Annotated in this window: 22 protein-coding genes; 12 read left to right on the plus strand and 10 right to left on the minus strand. The window is 64.9% G+C overall.

The features are described 5' to 3' along the window. Positions 1-23 precede the first annotated feature (23 nt). The 4 genes from AC1DRD_RS04045 to hflK all read right to left on the minus strand — a co-directional run bounded on the left by AC1DRD_RS04045 (position 24) and on the right by hflK (position 4,479). A complete protein-coding gene (locus AC1DRD_RS04045) occupies positions 24-665 on the minus strand; it encodes an MOSC domain-containing protein (RefSeq protein WP_478040393.1) in 642 nt (213 codons plus the stop codon). A 135-nt stretch (positions 666-800) separates the two neighbouring features. Beyond that, positions 801-2,339: a Do family serine endopeptidase gene (locus tag AC1DRD_RS04050; RefSeq protein ID WP_478040394.1), complete on the minus strand. Its 1,539-nt coding sequence runs from the start codon at positions 2,337-2,339 to the stop codon at positions 801-803. Between the two features lie 137 nt (positions 2,340-2,476). Continuing rightward, positions 2,477-3,352 carry a protease modulator HflC gene (gene hflC, locus AC1DRD_RS04055; RefSeq protein ID WP_478028308.1) on the minus strand — a complete coding sequence of 292 codons (876 nt, stop codon included), beginning with the start codon at positions 3,350-3,352 and terminating at the stop codon, positions 2,477-2,479. Beyond that, the gene (hflK, locus tag AC1DRD_RS04060; RefSeq protein WP_478040395.1) at positions 3,352-4,479 is read right to left on the minus strand and encodes a protease modulator HflK; all 1,128 of its coding nucleotides are present in this window, start codon (positions 4,477-4,479) and stop codon (positions 3,352-3,354) included. Before hflK ends, hflC begins: the two co-directional genes overlap by 1 nt. Positions 4,480-4,561: 82 nt before the next feature. On the opposite strand from hflK, the gene AC1DRD_RS04065 reads away from it, so the two are divergent. The 5 genes from AC1DRD_RS04065 (at position 4,562) to AC1DRD_RS04085 (ending at position 7,283) form a co-directional block, all read left to right on the plus strand. Then, on the plus strand, positions 4,562-5,512 hold the full coding sequence (locus tag AC1DRD_RS04065) for an Mrp/NBP35 family ATP-binding protein (RefSeq protein WP_478040396.1): 951 nt from the start codon (positions 4,562-4,564) through the stop codon (positions 5,510-5,512). 23 nt (positions 5,513-5,535) lie between these two features. After that, on the plus strand, positions 5,536-5,967 hold the full coding sequence (locus AC1DRD_RS04070) for a CoA-binding protein (protein ID WP_478040397.1): 432 nt from the start codon (positions 5,536-5,538) through the stop codon (positions 5,965-5,967). A 61-nt stretch (positions 5,968-6,028) separates the two neighbouring features. Continuing rightward, positions 6,029-6,373 (plus strand): hypothetical protein, encoded by a 345-nt coding sequence (locus AC1DRD_RS04075; RefSeq protein WP_066813276.1) that lies wholly within the window; start codon positions 6,029-6,031, stop codon positions 6,371-6,373. 113 nt (positions 6,374-6,486) lie between these two features. After that, positions 6,487-6,786, plus strand: a complete 300-nt coding sequence (locus tag AC1DRD_RS04080) for a hypothetical protein (protein ID WP_478040398.1) — start codon at positions 6,487-6,489, stop codon at positions 6,784-6,786. 41 nt (positions 6,787-6,827) lie between these two features. Beyond that, positions 6,828-7,283, plus strand: coding sequence for a hypothetical protein (locus AC1DRD_RS04085; protein ID WP_478040399.1), 456 nt, complete (start codon positions 6,828-6,830; stop codon positions 7,281-7,283). A gap of 20 nt (positions 7,284-7,303) precedes the next feature. On the opposite strand, the gene AC1DRD_RS04090 is transcribed toward AC1DRD_RS04085, so the two are convergent. The 5 genes from AC1DRD_RS04090 to AC1DRD_RS04110 all read right to left on the minus strand — a co-directional run bounded on the left by AC1DRD_RS04090 (position 7,304) and on the right by AC1DRD_RS04110 (position 11,612). Then, complete coding sequence (locus tag AC1DRD_RS04090; protein WP_478040400.1) at positions 7,304-8,599, minus strand: homoserine dehydrogenase; 1,296 nt, start codon at positions 8,597-8,599, stop codon at positions 7,304-7,306. Positions 8,600-8,680: 81 nt separating this feature from the next. Then, entirely contained in the window at positions 8,681-9,061 is a 381-nt protein-coding gene (locus AC1DRD_RS04095) for a hypothetical protein (protein ID WP_478040401.1), read from the minus strand. Positions 9,062-9,562: 501 nt separating this feature from the next. Beyond that, positions 9,563-10,516 (minus strand): isopenicillin N synthase family dioxygenase, encoded by a 954-nt coding sequence (locus tag AC1DRD_RS04100; RefSeq protein ID WP_478040402.1) that lies wholly within the window; start codon positions 10,514-10,516, stop codon positions 9,563-9,565. A 160-nt stretch (positions 10,517-10,676) separates the two neighbouring features. Continuing rightward, a complete protein-coding gene (locus AC1DRD_RS04105) occupies positions 10,677-11,189 on the minus strand; it encodes a hypothetical protein (protein WP_478040403.1) in 513 nt (170 codons plus the stop codon). Positions 11,190-11,255: 66 nt separating this feature from the next. Further along, positions 11,256-11,612, minus strand: a complete 357-nt coding sequence (locus AC1DRD_RS04110) for a DUF3597 domain-containing protein (RefSeq protein ID WP_478040404.1) — start codon at positions 11,610-11,612, stop codon at positions 11,256-11,258. A gap of 162 nt (positions 11,613-11,774) precedes the next feature. Here AC1DRD_RS04110 and AC1DRD_RS04115 point away from each other — a divergent pair, with 162 nt between their 5' ends. The 6 genes from AC1DRD_RS04115 to AC1DRD_RS04140 all read left to right on the plus strand — a co-directional run bounded on the left by AC1DRD_RS04115 (position 11,775) and on the right by AC1DRD_RS04140 (position 16,127). Further along, on the plus strand, positions 11,775-13,007 hold the full coding sequence (locus AC1DRD_RS04115) for a multidrug effflux MFS transporter (RefSeq protein WP_478028328.1): 1,233 nt from the start codon (positions 11,775-11,777) through the stop codon (positions 13,005-13,007). Between the two features lie 65 nt (positions 13,008-13,072). Then, positions 13,073-13,402 carry a DNA primase gene (locus AC1DRD_RS04120; protein WP_478028329.1) on the plus strand — a complete coding sequence of 110 codons (330 nt, stop codon included), beginning with the start codon at positions 13,073-13,075 and terminating at the stop codon, positions 13,400-13,402. Between the two features lie 106 nt (positions 13,403-13,508). Beyond that, positions 13,509-14,102: a YdeI/OmpD-associated family protein gene (locus AC1DRD_RS04125; protein WP_478040405.1), complete on the plus strand. Its 594-nt coding sequence runs from the start codon at positions 13,509-13,511 to the stop codon at positions 14,100-14,102. 246 nt (positions 14,103-14,348) lie between these two features. Beyond that, positions 14,349-14,759, plus strand: a complete 411-nt coding sequence (locus tag AC1DRD_RS04130) for an ExbD/TolR family protein (RefSeq protein ID WP_478040406.1) — start codon at positions 14,349-14,351, stop codon at positions 14,757-14,759. A gap of 66 nt (positions 14,760-14,825) precedes the next feature. After that, positions 14,826-15,773, plus strand: a complete 948-nt coding sequence (locus AC1DRD_RS04135) for an MliC family protein (RefSeq protein ID WP_478040407.1) — start codon at positions 14,826-14,828, stop codon at positions 15,771-15,773. 18 nt (positions 15,774-15,791) lie between these two features. Beyond that, on the plus strand, positions 15,792-16,127 hold the full coding sequence (locus AC1DRD_RS04140) for a DMT family protein (protein WP_066816687.1): 336 nt from the start codon (positions 15,792-15,794) through the stop codon (positions 16,125-16,127). Positions 16,128-16,302: 175 nt separating this feature from the next. Here the strand turns inward: AC1DRD_RS04140 and AC1DRD_RS04145 are convergent, their stop codons facing one another. Next, positions 16,303-16,524, minus strand: a complete 222-nt coding sequence (locus AC1DRD_RS04145; protein WP_478040408.1) for a hypothetical protein — start codon at positions 16,522-16,524, stop codon at positions 16,303-16,305. 96 nt (positions 16,525-16,620) lie between these two features. Here AC1DRD_RS04145 and AC1DRD_RS04150 point away from each other — a divergent pair, with 96 nt between their 5' ends. Further along, entirely contained in the window at positions 16,621-17,085 is a 465-nt protein-coding gene (locus tag AC1DRD_RS04150) for a c-type cytochrome (RefSeq protein WP_478040409.1), read from the plus strand. Positions 17,086-17,552 lie beyond the last annotated feature (467 nt).

Genomic DNA, 17,552 nt, shown 5'->3' on the forward strand with positions numbered 1-17,552 from the left:
AGACCAATTCATCAGCAGAGGCATCATGCAGCAGCCAGCGCCTCGCGTACGCGGCGGCCGATATTGCTGGCGAGCCCGGGCATCGCCGCTAGGTCTTGCAATTCGGGCACGGTCGCGCCGCCGCGATTGACGATCGTCACCAGCCGCGGAAACCCGAAGCCGGGATTGGGTCGCTCGGCGAGCACGATCTCGTCGCCCGGCGCGATCGATCCTTCGCGCAGGACGCGATAATACCAGCCCGAATGTCCGGTCCTCACCATATGCCTGCCTAGCCTTGGCTCGCCGAGCGCCAGCGCGAGTTTGAAACAGGGTTGGCGCGGCTGGCAGACCTGGAGCAGTGCGCCGCCGATCGCATGAACGTCGCCGACGCAGAGGTCGTCCTCGATCATGCCGTCGACGGTCAGATTCTCTCCCATCGCGCCGGCGACGAAGCGCGGCGCGAGATCGGGAAAGGCGACCGCCCAATCGGGGTAGCGCGTGGACGCATAAGCGTAGACCGCCTTCTCGGGGCCGCCATGGACCGACAGATCGGCCTGATGATCGCCATCCAGCCCGAGCGCGGCGGCCGTGATCGGGCCCGATACCGCGCTCTTGATGAACCCGCTCGCCACGCGGTCGGGACCGAGCGGCGCGATCTGTCCAACCTGAATCGAGGCAATGCGCACCGTCACCGGCCCTTGTCGCCCGCACCGATGAAAATCGTGCTCATGTCACCCATGCAAAAACTCCCTCGTCCCGGCTGAGGGACGAGGGAGGTTTAACTGGCAAGCCCCGGGGCTGCCAAGCTTCGAGGCGATCGATCAGTTCCCCTTGAGCTTGATCGCGATATATTGGCTGCCCTGGCGCGCGCGGGTCATGTAGAGGAGCAATGTCGTCTTGCCCGCCGTCTTCGCCGCGCGGATCTGCGCGTCAAATTCGGTTGGTGTGCGCACCGGCACCCGATTGATCGACGAGATAATGTCGCCGCGCTGCAGGCCCTTGGCCGCCGCGTCGCTCGACATGTCGACCCCGGTGACGACCACGCCGCTGACCTGGCCCGGATTGACGCCGAGCGTATTGGCGATCTGCGGGGTGAGCGCGGTCACCTGCACGCCGAGCAGATTGACGCCGGCATGGAGTTCGGGCGCACCGTTGCCGGGCGTGCCGTCGCCATCATCGTCGCCGTCATTGCCGCCGGTGATCGAATTGGCGAGCTCTTCTTCGCTCGGGCGGTTGCCGACGATCGCGGTGACCGTCATTGGTTTACCGTCGCGGATGACGCTCAGCTTGGCGGCGCCACCCGGCGCGACGTTCGCGACCAGATAAGGAAGCGTCTGTTCGGGATTCACTTCCTGGCCATTGACCGCGACGATCACGTCGCCCTGTTTCAGCCCCGCTTTCTCTCCAGGCCCGCCCGGCTCGACGCGGTTGACCAGTTCGCCACGATCCTTGGGCAGGCCGAGCGTGCCGGCGATATCCTCGTCGATCGGCTGGCGGCCGATGCCGAGATAACCGCGCTGCACCTTGCCGCCCTTGATCATCGTGTCGATGATCGGCTTGGCCGAGGCGGCGGGGATGGCGAAGCCGATGCCGACCGATCCTTCCGACGGCGAATAGATTTGCGAGTTGATGCCGATCACGTTGCCGTTCAGGTCGAACATCGGGCCGCCCGAATTGCCCTTGTTGATCGCCGCATCGGTTTGGATGAAGCGGTCATAGGCGCCGCCCTGGCCGGTGACGCGGTTGAGCGCCGAGACGATGCCGGCGGTGACGGTGCCGCCCAAGCCGAACGGCTCGCCGATCGCGATCACCCAGTCGCCGACCCGCGCCTTGGTCGAATCGCCGAATTTCACGTACGGAAGATTGGTCGCGTCGACCTTCAGCACCGCGAGGTCGGAGGCGGTGTCGCTGCCGATCACTTTCGCCACATATTCCTTGCGGTTGAACAAGGTGACGGTGATCGATTCGATCTTGCCCTTGGCCGCGGCGGTGATGACGTGCGCGTTGGTGACGATATAGCCGTCGGGCGAAACGATGAAGCCCGACCCCAGGCTCTGCCCCTCGCGCGTGATCGGCTGGCCGTCATCCTGGCCCTGCTGGCCGAGCAACCCCCCGAACAAGTCGCCGAACGGATTGCCGCCCGACGAGACCTGCACCTTCTGCTTGGTGGAGATATTGACCACGGCTGGCTGCAGCTTGGCGACCATGTCGGCGAAGCTCATCGGCGCGCCGGCCTTGGGCGCTGCGGCGGAGATGGTGCCCGGCTCGTTCTGCGCGTTCTGCGCATAGGAAGGCGACAACACGGTCGTAGCGGCGCCCCCGAGCAGCAGGGCGGTAGTAATGGCGTAGGCGTAGCGCACTTGGGTGAATCCTCTTCGTCTCGATATGCCCCAGTTGGACTGTTCTTGCCCACCGGAGCCTGAACGGCGATTGAATATGAACGAACTGCAAGGAACGTGATTGGTCAAACCCGCCACGTTCCGATCGGTTCAGAACATCACTTTCCGTTGCCTTCGAATTCCTTCAGGTACGAATTGTCGGGCGTCAGGATCAGGTTGGTCGATCCCGGCGGCAGCTTGCCGTTGGAATCGGGCCCGAACGTGACTCGATAGGACTGCATCGCACGATAGAAGTCGTAGAAAGCAGGATCCTTGTTGAACGCTTCGGCGTAGATCTTCGCTGCCTGCGCATCGGCCTGGGCGCGGATGATCGCCGCATCGCGCTGACCTTCCGAGCGGATCGTCTGCGCCTGTTGTTCGCGCGTATTCTTCATCCGGTCGAGCGCCGATTGCAGCGGCGATCCTTCCGGATAATCGGCGTGCTTGATGCGGACGTCGATGATCTGGACGCCATAATTGCGCGCGTAACGCTGCAGTGCGATCTGGATATTGTCCATCAACTGGCCGCGTTCGGGACTCAGCAGCGCGTTGAAATCGACCTTGCCGAGTTCGGAGCGCAAGGCAGAGGCGAACAACGGCGTCAGCTGGGCGCGGACACGATCCTCGGTGCCCGAGGTCAGGCCCATCGACTGCACCAAACGCAGCGGATCGACGATCCGGAAGCGCGCGAAAGCGTCTACCTCGAGCCGTTGCTGGTCGGTTGACAGCACCGGCTGGTTGTCGAGATCGAGATCGAGCACGCGCTTGTCGATCCAGATCAGGCGATCGACCAGCGGAATGCGCGCCATCAGCCCCGCGCCGGTTTGGCCGAGCGCTTCGCCGGGCTTCCAGCGATTGACCGTGCCGATCGGATTTTCGAACTGGACGACGACGACCTGCTTGGTTTCGGGAACGATCGCGACCGTGCTGGCGAGCAGGATCACCGCGAGCAAGGCGACGACGCCGAGTGTGATCGGGTTACGCAACCAAGTCATCAGCGTGCCTCCGCTTGCGGGGCGTCGGGCAATTTCCTGATATTCCCGGGCACTGGCAGGAACGGCGCGATGTTGCGCGGCTCGATGATCGTCTTGTCGTTCTTGGACAGAATGGCTTCCATCGTCTCGTAATACATGCGGCGGCGCGTCACTTCGGGCGCGACCTTGTATTGCTCATAAACGCTGTTGAACGCGGCCGCCTGGCCTTGGGCGATCGCCACCACCTGTAGCGCATAGCCGCGCGCCTGGGTGACGTTCGACTGCCGCTCATTCTGCGCGGCGGTGACGTTCTTGAAGGCGTCGTTCACTTGCGCCGGCGCGGCGGCATTGTTGAGCGCGACGTTCACGATACGGATGCCCGACTGATAATCGTCGAGGATTTGCTGCATGGTGAGCGCGACCTGGGTCTGGATCGACAATTTGCCCGCCCCGAGCACGTCGTCGAGCGTCGAATTGGCGATCGCCGCGCGCACCGCGGTTTCCGCGGTGGCCTTCACGGCGTCATCGGGCTTGTCGAGCTCGAACACATATTTCTGCGGGTCGATGATGTTCCACTGCACCGAATAGCTGAGATCGACCAGATTGCCGTCGCGGGTCAGCACCAGATTGGGGCCGCCGCCGCCATTGTCGCTGTCGGGGAATTGAAAGGTCTGGATGCCCATGACGTTGATCGTCCGAACCGAGGCGATCGGCGCGGGCAGCGTCCAGTTATAGCCCGGGCCGATCGTGCCCGAATAGCGGCCGAAATAGGTCACCACGCCGCGCTCCTGCGGCCCGATCACGTGCAAGCTGGTGAACGCGATCCACAACACGACCAGTAAGCCGACGCCCGCCAGCCACAAGGATCGCCCATTGCCGCCACCGGGGAGGCGGAAATTACCGCCGCCACCGCCGCCGCCGCCACGGGCGCGCTTCAGCAAATCTTCGATGCCGCTGGCCGCGCGTGGGCCGCGAGCGCGCGATCCCGGCGCCTGCGCCCAGGGATTGCGCGGGCCGGCGTCGCCGCCGCCATTGCCGTCGCCGCTCCCGCCATCGGAATCGCCGCCGCCACCACCTCCCCAGGGGCTTTTCGGCTTGTCGGACATGGTTTCGGAAAGGCGGCGCCGCCACGGCAAGGCAATCGTCATATCCGTCTTTATAGGTGCCGCTGCGCGGAAAAACAGTGGCAAGCGGCGGTTGCGGCCCTATCTGGCGCGCATGGACGAAAAGATGGGGTTGGCGGCACGCGTCGCAGAAGTGGCGGGCAACCGCGCGACAGTGAGGCTGGATGGCGATCGCGCGAGCGTGATTCTCGACGTTACCGGGTTGGAATCGGAGGCGCGCGAGGCGCTAGAGGCGGCGGTGCATGCCGCTGCCGTGGCCGGTCCCGAGGCGCGCGAGGTGCGCATCGCGATGACCAGCGAGCGTGTCGGCCGCAAGCTGATCGCGGTGGCCAGCGGCAAGGGCGGAGTCGGCAAATCGACTGTCGCCGCCAATCTGGCGATCGCGCTGGCCAGGGCCGGACGCAAGGTCGGGCTGGTCGATGCCGATATCTATGGACCCTCGCAACCGACCCTGATGGGGGTCGAGGGGATCAAGCCCCGGGCGCGTGAGAAGACCATGATCCCGGTGCCGACCGCATTCGGCGTGCCGATCCTGTCGATGGGCCAGTTGGTCGCGCCCGGTCAGGCCATTGCCTGGCGCGGTCCGATGGCAGCCAGTGCGCTGGGGCAATTGATCGAGGGCGATTGGGGCGCCGCCGACACCCTTGTGGTTGATATGCCGCCAGGTACCGGCGACGTGCAGCTGACGATGATCCAGAAATACAAGCCGGCGGGCGTGGTGATCGTCTCGACGCCGCAGGATCTGGCGCTGATCGATGCGCGCCGCGCCGCCGATCTGTTCGGCAAGGCCGGCGTGCCGGTGATCGGCGTGATCGAGAATATGGCGGGCTATCGCTGTCCGCATTGCGGCGAATATTCCGATCCGTTCGGACAGGGCGGCGCGGAGGCCGCGGCGACGGAGATGGGTGTTCCGTTCCTCGGGCGCGTGCCGCTCGAGATGGCGATCCGGATCGCCTCAGACGCGGGCACACCGCCGGCTGCCGGGAACGGGCCAGAAGGCGCAGCGTTCGGAGAGATAGCCGGGAAAGTGAACGACTGGCTTTCCGCCGGTCGTTAGCCGAATGAATTTGGGAGACGGACATGCCGCTCAGCGCTGACCAGGATATCCGCGAGTTGCTGACCAACGCCCGCACGATCGCGATGGTTGGCGCGTCGGACCGGCCCGATCGCCCGAGCTATGGCGTGATGGCGATGCTGCAGCGGCACGGCTATCGTGTGATCCCGGTCAATCCGCAGATCACCGGCGAGCATGTTCATGGCGAGTACGTTTTCCACGACCTCGCCCAGATCGGCGTGCCGATCGACATCGTCGACATCTTCCGTCGGCCACAAGCGGCGGGTGAAGCGGTCGATGCGGCGATCGCCTCGGGCGCGAAGGCGGTGTGGATGCAATTGGGCGTCATCAACGAGGACGCCGCGGCGCGTGCCGAAGCGGCTGGGCTGAAGGTGGTGATGGATCGCTGTCCGGCGATCGAAATTCCCCGGCTGGGCGTGCCGCGCATCGTCGCCTGACGCGAAACCGCCGCAATCGTAGGTCATTACGGATCCGTCGTAACATCGGCGGAGTCGGATCATGCTGTGGTGGCTGGTGATGATGCAGGCGGCCCCGCAGCTCGATACGGCGATGGAGCGCTACCGCGCCGCAACCCGGGCCACGATCGACTGCCATGACAACCAGCCCGACGACATCGTTATCTGCGGGCGGCGCGAGGCTGATCGCTATCGCGCGCCGTTGACGGTGATCGACCCCAATGACCCCAGGCATGAAGGCGTCCCGGCCGAGCGCGAGCGGATGCTCGCCAGGACCAATAATTGCCAGGAAAAGTCGACCTTTCTCGTTGGTTGCGGCGCGGCCGGGGTATCGGTCAGCACGCGATCCGGCGTGTCGTTGATGGGTGAGCGACCGATCGCCCCGTAAACACGTTGGATTGCAGAAGAAATAGGGCCGAGCCGGGCGCACCCTCTGGCGCAGCGGAACGTCTTGTGGCCTCATGTGTTGGCATTTGGGGTGGTCGAGACAGGGGTCGTCCGATGCTCACGCCGTTATTGTTCGTCATGTTGGGCGCCGCGGCGCACAACCCGCCGTTGAAGCTGAATTTCACGCTCAAGCCACCGGCGCCGCCGTCGCGATGTGTGGGCGTATGCGCCGATCGATATCGACTGCCGGCGTCGAGCGAGGATACGCAGTCGCTCAAGGATCGTGCGCTTGCCGATGACGGCAGGAAATGCGACGTGATCGGTGCGATGCGCTGCCTCAGCAAGCGCCGCACCTTGTTGCGATCGAGCCAGGATCCGATCGATACCTTGCGGGCAAGTTTCCTGCCGCGTTAACGCCGGGTTCGAGCGGTACATTGCTCGCGGGAGGGATCTTTATGCCCGGATTGCTATTGTCTCTGGCGCTGCAGGCTGCGGTGGCGCCCGCCACCGTGCCACCCCAAACACCTGCCACCGACACGCCGGAGCGATTCTCGATCCTGGTCCCTGTCGCCAACGAGCCATGCGTCCGCCATGTCGATGGCAAGGACATCGTCGTGTGCGGCAATCCGCTGCCCTCGCAAACATTGCCCTATCCCGAAGAGATAACGCCCGACGGGCCGGTGCCGTCCAATCCGTATAAGAGCGGCACCGGCGCGTTGGCCGCCCAAGGCACGCCCTGTCCGATCAGCCGAAGCTGCGTCGTCGGATTCGGTCCGCCGCTCGTGCCGATGATCAAGGGGGCGGCGGACCTTGCCAAAAAGGCGTTCGCGAAGAAGCCCGACAAAACCGGCCGCGTCGCGATTCCGTTCGACGACACGCCGCCGTCGACCGAGGGGAAACTGCTGCCCTGAGGGAGAAGGCTCCCGAAGGATCAGCCGAGGATGTGCATCCAGAGCGGCTCGCCGGCCAGGCTTTGCGACCCGCGCAGCTTTTCGAGCGCCTGGGCCACCGCGCGTTCGGGTCCCTCATGCGTGACGATCGCGACGAGCACGCTGCCGTCGGCGCTGACACCGCGCTGCATCAGGCTCTCGATCGAGACACCGGCGTCGCGCATCGCCGCGGCGATCTCCGCCAGCACGCCGACCCGATCGGCGACCATGAAGCGGAGATAGGCGCGGCCGCGGCGCTCGCCGCTATCGGCGGCAGGCAATGCGGTGAGCTGGGCGGCGGGCATCGCGTAAGGCGGCCCGAATTCGTCGCGGGCGATGTCGATCAGGTCGGCGACCACCGCCGATGCGGTCGGGCCGTCGCCCGCGCCGGCACCCTGGAACAGCAATCGGCCAACAAAATTGCCTTCCGCGACGACCGCGTTGAGCGCGCCGGAAACATGTGCAAGCGGGTGGCTGAGCGGGACGAGATGCGCGTGGACGCGCTGGAACAACCCCTTCGACCCGGCTTCCGCGATGCCGACCAGGCGGATGCGATAGCCGAGGGTCGCGGCTTCGGCGATATCGGCGGCGAGGACGTGGCGAATCCCGCCGGTCGCGACATCGGCGAAAGCGGGGCGCGTGCCGAACGCCAGGCTGGCGAGGATCGACAGCTTGTGCGACGCATCGACGCCGTCGATGTCGAAGCTGGGATCGGCTTCTGCAAACCCCAAAGCCTGCGCCTCGGCCAGCACGTCGGCGAAGTCGCGTCCTTCGGCTTCCATCTTGGTCAGGATGAAATTGCAGGTGCCGTTGAGGATGCCGTAGACCCGGCTGATCTCATTGGCCGCGGCGCCTTCGCGCAGGCCCTTGATGACCGGAACGCCGCCGGCCACCGCTGCCTCGAACTTGAGCGGGGCATTGGCTGCTTCGGCCGCTTCGGCGAGTTCGAGCCCGTGATGCGCCATCATCGCCTTGTTGGCGGTGACGAGTCCCTTGCCGCCGGCCAGCGTGGCGCGCGCCAGCGTCAGTGCCGGGCCATCCGATCCGCCAATTAGCTCGACCACCACATCGGCGTCGTCGCGATGCGCCAGCGCCGCGGTGTCGTCGACCCAGTCGAACCGTTCGATATCGACCCCGCGGTCTTTGGCCCGATCCCTGGCGGACACCGCGACGATCTCGATCGGCCGGCCCGCGCGCCGCGCGATGAGCTCGCCATTGACGTCGAGGAGTTTGATCACGCCGGCACCGACGGTGCCAAGGCCTGCGAGCGCAACGCGGAGCGGGGAGATCGAAGTCATCGCTGTCCCGCGTAGAGGAACTTTGCCGCTCGCCGCAAGCGTTCGCAGCGAAGCGGATCGGTCGAAAAAGTGGTGAGCGCCCTAGATGCGCGTTCCGGCGATGCCCAGCGCGTTGGCCAAAGCGGCGCGGCGCAGCACCACGCTGGACGGACCGGGTACGCGCGATCCGGCCAGGCACCCGGCGAAGACCGGATCGAGCCGGCGCGCGGCGGCGAGCGACAGATCGGAGCCGAGCGGCGCGCGGACAAAGGTCAGCGCGGTGTTACGGTCGCGCTGGACCACGCAACGCCCCACCGTCGACCACAAGCGCAGCAGGCCGGTCGGGTTCGGCACCGTCCGCTCCACGCGCGCGACGTCGTCGCGTTCGCCGGCGAACAGATCGACCGCCGGTCGTGCCATCGCTCCTGGTAACAACCAGGTTGCGCCAGCCAGCAGACCCGCCGCCACGATAAAACGCTGCATCGCCCCCATGCCCCTCATTTCAAACTATCGCCCTAGTTTGACGCCTAGCGCGTCGGCAAGTGCCGCGCGACGAAGCGCCTTATCGTTCGGATCGGTGATTCCGCTATCCGCCAGGCAGCGAGCGAAGGCCGGCTCGAGCCGAGCCCGGGCGAGACTGGCCCCGCGGCCCCCGCCGACCCACGTCAAACTCGCTTCGCGGTCCTCTGCGCTGACGCACTGGCCCACCGCATTCCATCGTACCATCTGTGCGATTTGCTTCTGATTTGGCGGGGGCATGTAGCGAAGGCTCGTTTCCGCGCCGCTCCGAAACGCTCCTTGCCCGGTATAACTGGTATAGGGTGCCTGGAAGCCGGATTGGTTGCGTGGTGTTCGTTGAGCATGGGCCACTGGAATGGCGGTCAGTGCGGCGACAAGCGCGCCGACAATCAAGGTTTCGCGATACACGATACTTTCCCTTGCTGAACTTCCTCTTGCTGCAGAAATAGTCTTAGCACGAAACGATCAGGCTTTCACGAGGCCAATTTCGACCAGCCGTTCGTGCAGATAATCGTGCGCGGTGATCGGCGTCGGATAGCGGTTCGGATTGTCCGCGCTGATGCAGCTCGGCAGCGTCTCGATCAGGAATTCCGGATTGGGATGGAGGAAGAACGGCATCGAATAGCGCGAGAAACCGCGGCGTTCGGGCGGCGGGTTGACGACCCGGTGTGTGGTCGACGGCAGCACGTTGTTGGTCAGCCGCTGCAGCATGTCGCCGACATTGACCACCATCGCGCCTTCGGGTGGGCGGATCGCCAGCCACTTGCCGTCGCGGTCGAGCAGTTCGAGCCCGGCTTCCTCGGCGCCGAGCAACAAGGTGATCAGGTTGATGTCCTCGTGTGCGCCGGCGCGCACGCCCTCGGCATCGGCCGGGATCGGCGGGTAATGGAGCAGCCGCAGGATCGAATTGCCGTGATCGACGACGGTCTCGAAATAATCGGGCGATAGTTTCAAATGCCGCGCAATCGCCGAGAGCAGACGGAGACCGGCGCGGTCGAAGGCATTCCACAGGTCGGTCAGCGCTTCCTGGAAATCGCCCGGGCGCGACGGCCAGACATTAGGCATCATCGTCGCGGCGGCGGGATGGCCCTCTGGCAAGTTGCGCCCGACATGCCAGAATTCCTTGAGATCGACGTGCTTGGCGTCCTTGGCGATCTCGGTCTTGAACGGCGTATAGCCGCGCTGTCCGCCCCAGGCCTTGTCGTAATAGCCGTGCTTTTCGTCCTCGGGCAGCGCGAAGAATTGCTCGGTCAGGCTCCAGGCGCGCTGGATCAGCGGCAGCGGGATGCCGTGGTCGGCGACGATCGCGAAACCGAACCGTTCGAACGACCCGCCAAACGCGGCGGCAAAGGCGGCGGGATCGCGCGCTTCGTCGGCGAGGCTGAGGGCGGGGACCTGGGCAGAGGGGGTGTCTAGCATTTTCTATTGTCCGGAATTCTCGAAAGCGGGGATGATAGACCCTCGCCATTCATCCGTCACCCCTGCCGCCCGCCCGTCACCCCAGCGAAAGCTGGGGTCTTAAGAGGCTTTAGGTACGCTTGCGGCATGAGACCCCAGCTTTCGCTGCGGTGACGGGGTATTATCCACCCATATCGATCGTGCCGCTCGACTTGGTCGCGCCCTGGTCGCTCAGCTTGAGCGCGAACGGCTTGCCGTCGTCGGTCTTGCCGGTCAGGCCGGCGCCATCGGCGGACAGGGTGAAACCCGCTTTGCCCAGCCGTTCCTTGAGCCAGTCGCGCACCGTCGCGGCACTGGCCGGGCTAGTGAAGGCGACGCGGACCTTGCCGGAATCCTTGCCATTGTCCTTGCCGTCGTCGCCGCCATTGACGTTGATCGAGCTGATCGTCGAGCCGGGATAGAGATGCACCCCGTTCATCTCGAAATTGCTCGCGTCGACCGAGAATTTGGGCAGCTTCAGATCGGCCTTAAAGCCGTTGGTGTCGATCTTGAGGTTGCCCGAACTGTCGATGCCGCCGGACACGGCGCCGTCCGAACTGTTGCCGCTGAAGCTGATCGAGGTGCTGTTGCCGTCATGGTCGCCACAGGCGGCGAGCGCCAACGCGGCGGCGGCGAGAGGTGTCAAACGAAGCATGGCGGGCTCCCATAGTGCATTATATCTATAATACACTCGGGCGCCCGCCACAACAAGTCCAACGCGTCAGCCGTTCATCAATTTGTCCATTGTCTTCTGATGGAGCCAGATGTTCATCGTCGCGGTGTCGCTCTGATCACCGGTATAGCCGAGCTCGGTCGCGAGCTGCTTGCGCGCGTCGAGGCTCGAATCCTGGCCGATCGCCTTCATCAGGTCGACGATCGATTCCTTGTAGTTGAGCGGTTCGCCACGCGCCTCGGCGTGCTTTTCGAGCACCGCATAGATCTGATCCTCGCTCAGGGTTGCCGGCGGGGGAGGCGGGGGTGGAGGAGGCGCCGCTGCCTCGGCAGGAGCTGGGGCCGGCGCGGGCGCCGGTGCGGCCGAGCCGAAAATGGCGTCCTTGATCGTACCGAAGATGCTCATGCGATTCTCCTCACGTTTCCACCCCCGGAAGGACAGTGGCTTAGGACCTGTACCCGCGACCGGCAATGGCCGTGATCGGTCCGGTGGCGGCACCCTATTCCGCTTGCGTGACAAAATTTTTTCGGGGCTGATTTGTTCGCCCGGCTGGGGCATGGGGGCGGGATGCCGCAGCCTGGAGATCCTTCTCGCGCCGAATCCTCGTCGCCGATCCACTTCGTGGAGTTCGTCGCGCTGATCGCGGCGCTGATGGCGCTGGGCGCGCTCGGCATCGACACCATGTTGCCTGCGCTGCCGGAGATCGGTCAAAACCTGAATGTCTCGGCCCACGATTTGCCGCTGGTGATCGTGATGTTCTCGGGCGGGTTCGGCGCAGCGCAGTTGGTCCACGGTCCGCTCGCCGATCGCTATGGCCGGCGGCCGGTGCTGGTCGGCTCGATGGTGCTCTACATCCTGATGAATCTGGTCTGCGCGATGGCGAAGAGCTTCGACCTGCTGCTGATTTCGCGCGTGTGCGCCGGGGTAGCGATTGCGTCGACGCGCGTGGTGACGATCGCACTGATCCGCGATTGCTATTCCGGCCGTGCGATGGCGCGGGTCAGTAGCCTGGCAGTGATGACCTTCATGATCTTCCCGATCATCGCCCCGAGCATCGGCCAGTCGATAGTGAATCTGGGAGGATCGTGGCGGCTGATCTTCAACATGATCGCGATTGCCAGCGCGGTGGTGGCGGCATGGTTCATTTTCCGCATGCCCGAAACGCTTCCGGTCGAGCGCCGCGTGCCGCTTGAGGCGAAGCTGCTTTTAGGCAATTGGAAACGCACGCTGCAGGACCGGCTGTCGGTGGGCTACGCCGCCGCGGTGATCGGGCTGCAGGGTGCGCTGTTCGGTTACATCACGTCGATCCAGCCGATCGTCGATAAGGTGTTCCACCAGGGCAATCGGCTGGGGCTGATCTTCGCCGCCTGCGCGGTGACGATGGCCTGCGGCAATCTGCTCAATTCGCGGATCGTCATGTGGCTCGGCATGCGGCGCATCTCGCACGGCGCGATGGTCGTGCTGATCGTGACGGCGTCGACCAGCCTGGTGATCAGCCATCTCGGCCTGGAGAATCTGTGGACCTTCGTCGCGCTCCAGGCGGTGACGATGGCGTGTTTCGGCCTCGCCGCGTCGAACTGCTCCGCGATGGCGATGATGAACATGGGCGAGATCGCGGGCACCGCGTCGAGCCTGCAGGGATTCGTCGTCACCACCGGTGGCGCCGCGATCGGTGGGCTGATCGGCATGGCGTTCGACGGCACTACCACGCCGCTGCACCTTGGCTTCCTGGCGGCGGGAGTGGTAGCATTGGTGCTGGCGGCAATCGTCGAGCGCGGTCGCCTGTTTCGCCCCGCTTAGTATAGCGCCTGACGGAACCCGAAGCCCGCGCCGCCGTTCGCATCATGCCAGGCATGGAGATGGAGATGGGCGGTTATCAAGTATCGGGGCAGACCCCCGGCGACGACGGGTTCGACGAAGAAGGCTATGACGAAAGCCAGCGCGCCGAAATATTGGAAGCGACGCGCGACGGGCCGACCGACGGGACGATCCTGACTGACCTCGACCCCGATCTGGGCGATGAGCCAGACAAGGACGATGTCGAGATGTCCGACGCCGATGTCGGTGAAGAAGATGATGACGCCGACATGGACGAGGACGATATCGACGAGGACGAGGTCCAGGACGGATTCGACGACGGCGATTCCGACGACGACGACTTGTCCGACGCCGACGACGAGGCGCTCAATTCCTGACGCCCAATTCCTGACGCCCAATTCCTGGCGCCATGTCATCGGCGTTGACCGCCGGCTAGCGACGGCCCTAGGTTTTCGGCCCGACCGGAAGCCGAAAGGAGAGCCGATGTCCAGGGACCCGCGCGTCGACGCCTATATCGCGAGCAAGAACGATTTCGCGAAACCGATCCTCACGCATCTGCGCGACCTGATCCATGGCCATGCGCCCGCGGTCGAGGAAACGATCAAATGGAGCATGCCGTTCTTCACCTATAAGGGCGAATTGCTCGCCAATATGGCGGCGTTCAAGGAGCATGCCGCGTTCGGTTTCTGGGACCGGCTGGGGCTCGCCACCGGCAAGGAAGGCGACGCAATGGGGCAATATGGCCGCCTGACCGACGTCGCGACGCTGCCGCCCGACACGCTGCTGCTCGAGCGGCTCGACCAGGCGCTGGCCAAGATCGATGCCGGTGAAAAACCCAAGCGGCCGGCCCGTGCCGGCAAGCCCGAGGCCGAGGTCCCGCCAACGCTCGCCACCGCGCTGGCGGCGGACGCGCAGGCGACGGCGAACTGGAACGCCTTTGCGCCGAGTTGCCGCCGCGAATATTGCGAATGGGTAGCCGACGCCAAGCGCGACGAAACGCGGGCCAAGCGGGTCGCGCAGACGGTCGAGCAGGCGCGCGAGGGCAAGAAGCTCAACTGGAAATACGAGGATTGCTGAGGGGAAGCGAGTTGTCGACCTCCTAATCTCCCCTCCCTGACAAGGGAGGGGATCAAGGGGTGGGTATAGCGGCGGGCGAGGTTCGATGCCTCGCTCGTCGCTGTTTTGGCGATCAACTATTGAGTCTTTGTAGGCGCGCAGACGCGCGCACCCACCCCCGACCCCTCCCTGCAAGCAGGGAGGGGAGTCACTTGCCATCTTTCTCTGATATGATACGTTATCACGTAACTTAAAGGGAGAACGCTCATGGCCAGCCATACCGCCCATTCCCAACCGATCGCCGAGATGAACATCACGCCGCTGATCGACGTCTTGCTCGTTCTGCTGATCATGATGATCCTCACCTTGCCGGTCGCCACGCACAAGGTCGCGGTCGACTTGCCGAGCGGTCCCGGCCATCCGGTGTCGCCCGACAAGATGCACCGGCTCGAAATCGCCGCGTCGGGCGCGCTCAGCCTCGACGGCGCCGCCACCACGGAGAGCGCGTTGCCCGATCAACTGGTCGCGACGATGGCGGACAAGGATGCCACGCTGACTATCCGCGCCGATGCCGCCGCGCGCTACGAGACGTTCGACCGCGTGCTGGCGACGGTGAAGCGCGCGGGCGTCACGCGGCTGGGGTTTGTCGGCAACGATCAGTTCAAGGGCGTCTTCTGACGCGGGAACGACGCGGGCGTCGGAACGTTCACACCCCCTATCACCGTATTGTCCGGGGGTTTCATCTTGCGCGCCGTCTTGCTTGTTCCGTTCCTGTGCCTTGCCGCTTGTTCGCAGCCGACCACGACCGGCAATAGCGAAGTCGATATCAACGATGCCGCCGAACGCGCACGCGGCGACATCAACAGCTATAATGCGACGGACAATGTGTCGGAGGTCGCGACCAACGGTGCGACGGCGCCGGCTACCGACGATGAACCGCCGCTGGCACCCGCCGCGCCCGGCCAGCCGGGCGGGCTGCCCGATGACCGGACGCCGGTTTCCGAGGGGAAGTTCACCCCCGACAGCGCGCAGGGGGCGGCGAACGTCGTCCAGATCTATTTCGCCAGCATCGAGGGCGGTAAATACGCCGCCGCCCGCGCCTTGTGGGGCGATGACGGTGCCGACAGCAAATTGAGCCCAGCGGCGTTCGCCGTAAGCTTTGCCAAATACAAGGAATACCACGCCAATATCGGCGGCCCGGGCGAGATCGAGGGCGCGGCGGGAAGCCGCTATGTCTCGGTGCCCGTGCAAGTCTATGCCCGGCTCAAGGACGGCCGGCCCGATTACCAGACCGGTACGATCGTCCTGCGCCGCACCGTCGTCGATGGCGCGACGTCCGAGCAGCGCAAATGGCACATCTATTCGATCGACCTGAAGCCGGCCCCCGGCAAGGGTGGTGCGAAACCGGGCGCGGATGACGGAACCGGTCCTGGCGATACGAGCGGCACGCCGCCGGTGGTCAGCGCGCGCTACCGCTGCATGGACGGGAGCAAATTCGCGGTGCGGTTCGATAATCAGCGCGACACCGCCGAACTCACCCGCAACGCCCGGCCGCTGGCGACGCTCGACGGGCAGAAGCCGGCATCGGGCATCTGGTACAAGAAGGGGCCATACGAGCTGCGCGGCAAAGGCGATGCCGCGACCTTGACGACGCCGGGTCAGCCGCCCATCGCGTGCACCGTCATTCGCTAACGAAAGAGATCGACCGGCATGTGGACGGTGGCCCTGCTCGCGCTGTCCAATTGTTTCATGACGATCGCGTGGTACTGGCATTTGAAGGGCGGCATGGCCAAGCCGCTGTGGATCGTCATCGCGATCAGTTGGGGCATCGCCTTTTTCGAATATTGCCTGGCGGTGCCCGCCAACCGCATCGGCTATGCCGCCGGCTGGTCGGGCGGACAGCTCAAGGTGACGCAGGAAGCGATCGCGCTCGCGGCGTTCGGCGTGTTCATGGTGACCGTGCTGGGTGAACCGCTCGGTTGGCGGCATCTGGGGGCGTTTCTCTGCCTGGTCGGCGCGGTCGCGTTCCTGTTCGCGGGGAAGTAGGCGGTACCCACAACACCGCCGTCGTGCCGGGCTCGTCCCGGCATCCACTGCGCAACAATGCCTCAGCTCGATTGTGGAGGAGTGGATGCCGGGACGAGCCCGGCATGACGACTCGAAAGAAGGTGCCGTGAACCAGGACCTTCGCGGTTAGGGCTAAATGCTACGACCTCAGCCCCTAATTCCCCATCGCGTTGGCGAGCACCGCCAGGTCGCCATTGTCGACCGCGACGCCGGTCGCGTCGGTGTCGGCTGCGACGCTGTTGTTGGTCACCGGATCCGGCGTATTGGCGCTCGCCACGTCGTACGCCGTCCAGATGATCCCGGCCGCCCAGAACAGCGCCGACCATCGGCTGCGAAAGATTTTGGTCGAGATCATCACCGGACGATAGCCCGGCACAGTTAACGCGCGCTCCGCAAAGCCGGTTAACGGCGGGATTGCCCGATCGCTCGCACGGTCATAGCATCGCGCGACTTCAACCAAGGGAGAGGCGCGATGACCAGAACGATGTCGGCATTGATACTGGTGATGGCGGCGAGCGTGCTGACCGCGGCGGCGGCGACGCGGCGCGCCGATGCGGACCAGCTGATCGCGGCGCGGCAGGCGGGGTTCAAGCTTCAAGGTGCGGCCTTTGGCGGGATGAAAGGCGTGATCGACGCCAAGGGCGACGTGAAGACCCAGGCCTTCGCCGCCGGCGCGATCGCCGCCTGGGCGCGCGCCTTGCCCGGGCTGTTTCCTGCGGGCAGCGACGGCGGCACGACCAAGGCGCTGCCGACCGTGTGGAGCGACCGCGCCGGGTTCGAAAAGGCGGCGGCGACACTGGCGACCGAGGCGGCCAAGCTCGCCGACCTCGCCAAGGCAGGCGATCAGCCCGGCTTCGCGACGCAATGGGGCGTGGTGCGCAACGCCTGCTCGGCCTGCCATGACAAGTACCGGGTGGCCGACAAGCCCAAGGGATAGGGGTGCGGAGCGGCGGCAGGCGGTAGGCTCAAAAAGCCGCTTGGCAGGAAGCGACCCAGTAGCGGTCGTTCTTCAAAATGTTATCATCGGGGAATGTTGATACTTCTGGCGATCAGTAGCTTGGCCGTGCCGGACTGGGATACATTACGCCTTAACTACGGCAATCCGGTAGGGCGGATTGTGTGGCCGTATGTCAAATGCGTGACGGATCGCGACAATAGCCTGCCTCCCCGAAGCGTAAGACGAGCAATGTCTGACTGTCGCCCCGCCAAATTGAAGGCAATCAAGGAGGCTCGCGCGGGCAACGAGCGACAACGCGTCGCGTCCGCACTTCGCGATTTTGAAGCGCGGTATATGAGGTTTAAACTCAGAAGTTCCCATGTACGGGATGAATAATTTACCGGCTTCCTAATCCAAGAATCGTTGCCAGCGGATGTCCGCTTTCCGCCATTCCCCCACGGTCCTGT

It is taken from the genome of Sphingomonas sp. P4_G2, from assembly GCF_056401155.1.

Coding starts and splice junctions, on each gene's coding strand:
- hflC (WP_478028308.1), bottom strand. CDS start 3,352: ATGACTTGGTTGCGTAACCCGATCACACTCGGCGTCGTCGCCTTGCTC.
- hflK (WP_478040395.1), bottom strand. CDS start 4,479: ATGACGATTGCCTTGCCGTGGCGGCGCCGCCTTTCCGAAACCATGTCC.
- AC1DRD_RS04065 (WP_478040396.1), top strand. CDS start 4,562: ATGGGGTTGGCGGCACGCGTCGCAGAAGTGGCGGGCAACCGCGCGACA.
- AC1DRD_RS04070 (WP_478040397.1), top strand. CDS start 5,536: ATGCCGCTCAGCGCTGACCAGGATATCCGCGAGTTGCTGACCAACGCC.
- AC1DRD_RS04075 (WP_066813276.1), top strand. CDS start 6,029: ATGCTGTGGTGGCTGGTGATGATGCAGGCGGCCCCGCAGCTCGATACG.
- AC1DRD_RS04080 (WP_478040398.1), top strand. CDS start 6,487: ATGCTCACGCCGTTATTGTTCGTCATGTTGGGCGCCGCGGCGCACAAC.
- AC1DRD_RS04085 (WP_478040399.1), top strand. CDS start 6,828: ATGCCCGGATTGCTATTGTCTCTGGCGCTGCAGGCTGCGGTGGCGCCC.
- AC1DRD_RS04090 (WP_478040400.1), bottom strand. CDS start 8,599: ATGACTTCGATCTCCCCGCTCCGCGTTGCGCTCGCAGGCCTTGGCACC.
- AC1DRD_RS04095 (WP_478040401.1), bottom strand. CDS start 9,061: ATGCAGCGTTTTATCGTGGCGGCGGGTCTGCTGGCTGGCGCAACCTGG.
- AC1DRD_RS04100 (WP_478040402.1), bottom strand. CDS start 10,516: ATGCTAGACACCCCCTCTGCCCAGGTCCCCGCCCTCAGCCTCGCCGAC.
- AC1DRD_RS04105 (WP_478040403.1), bottom strand. CDS start 11,189: ATGCTTCGTTTGACACCTCTCGCCGCCGCCGCGTTGGCGCTCGCCGCC.
- AC1DRD_RS04110 (WP_478040404.1), bottom strand. CDS start 11,612: ATGAGCATCTTCGGTACGATCAAGGACGCCATTTTCGGCTCGGCCGCA.
- AC1DRD_RS04115 (WP_478028328.1), top strand. CDS start 11,775: ATGCCGCAGCCTGGAGATCCTTCTCGCGCCGAATCCTCGTCGCCGATC.
- AC1DRD_RS04120 (WP_478028329.1), top strand. CDS start 13,073: ATGGGCGGTTATCAAGTATCGGGGCAGACCCCCGGCGACGACGGGTTC.
- AC1DRD_RS04125 (WP_478040405.1), top strand. CDS start 13,509: ATGTCCAGGGACCCGCGCGTCGACGCCTATATCGCGAGCAAGAACGAT.
- AC1DRD_RS04130 (WP_478040406.1), top strand. CDS start 14,349: ATGGCCAGCCATACCGCCCATTCCCAACCGATCGCCGAGATGAACATC.
- AC1DRD_RS04140 (WP_066816687.1), top strand. CDS start 15,792: ATGTGGACGGTGGCCCTGCTCGCGCTGTCCAATTGTTTCATGACGATC.
- AC1DRD_RS04150 (WP_478040409.1), top strand. CDS start 16,621: ATGACCAGAACGATGTCGGCATTGATACTGGTGATGGCGGCGAGCGTG.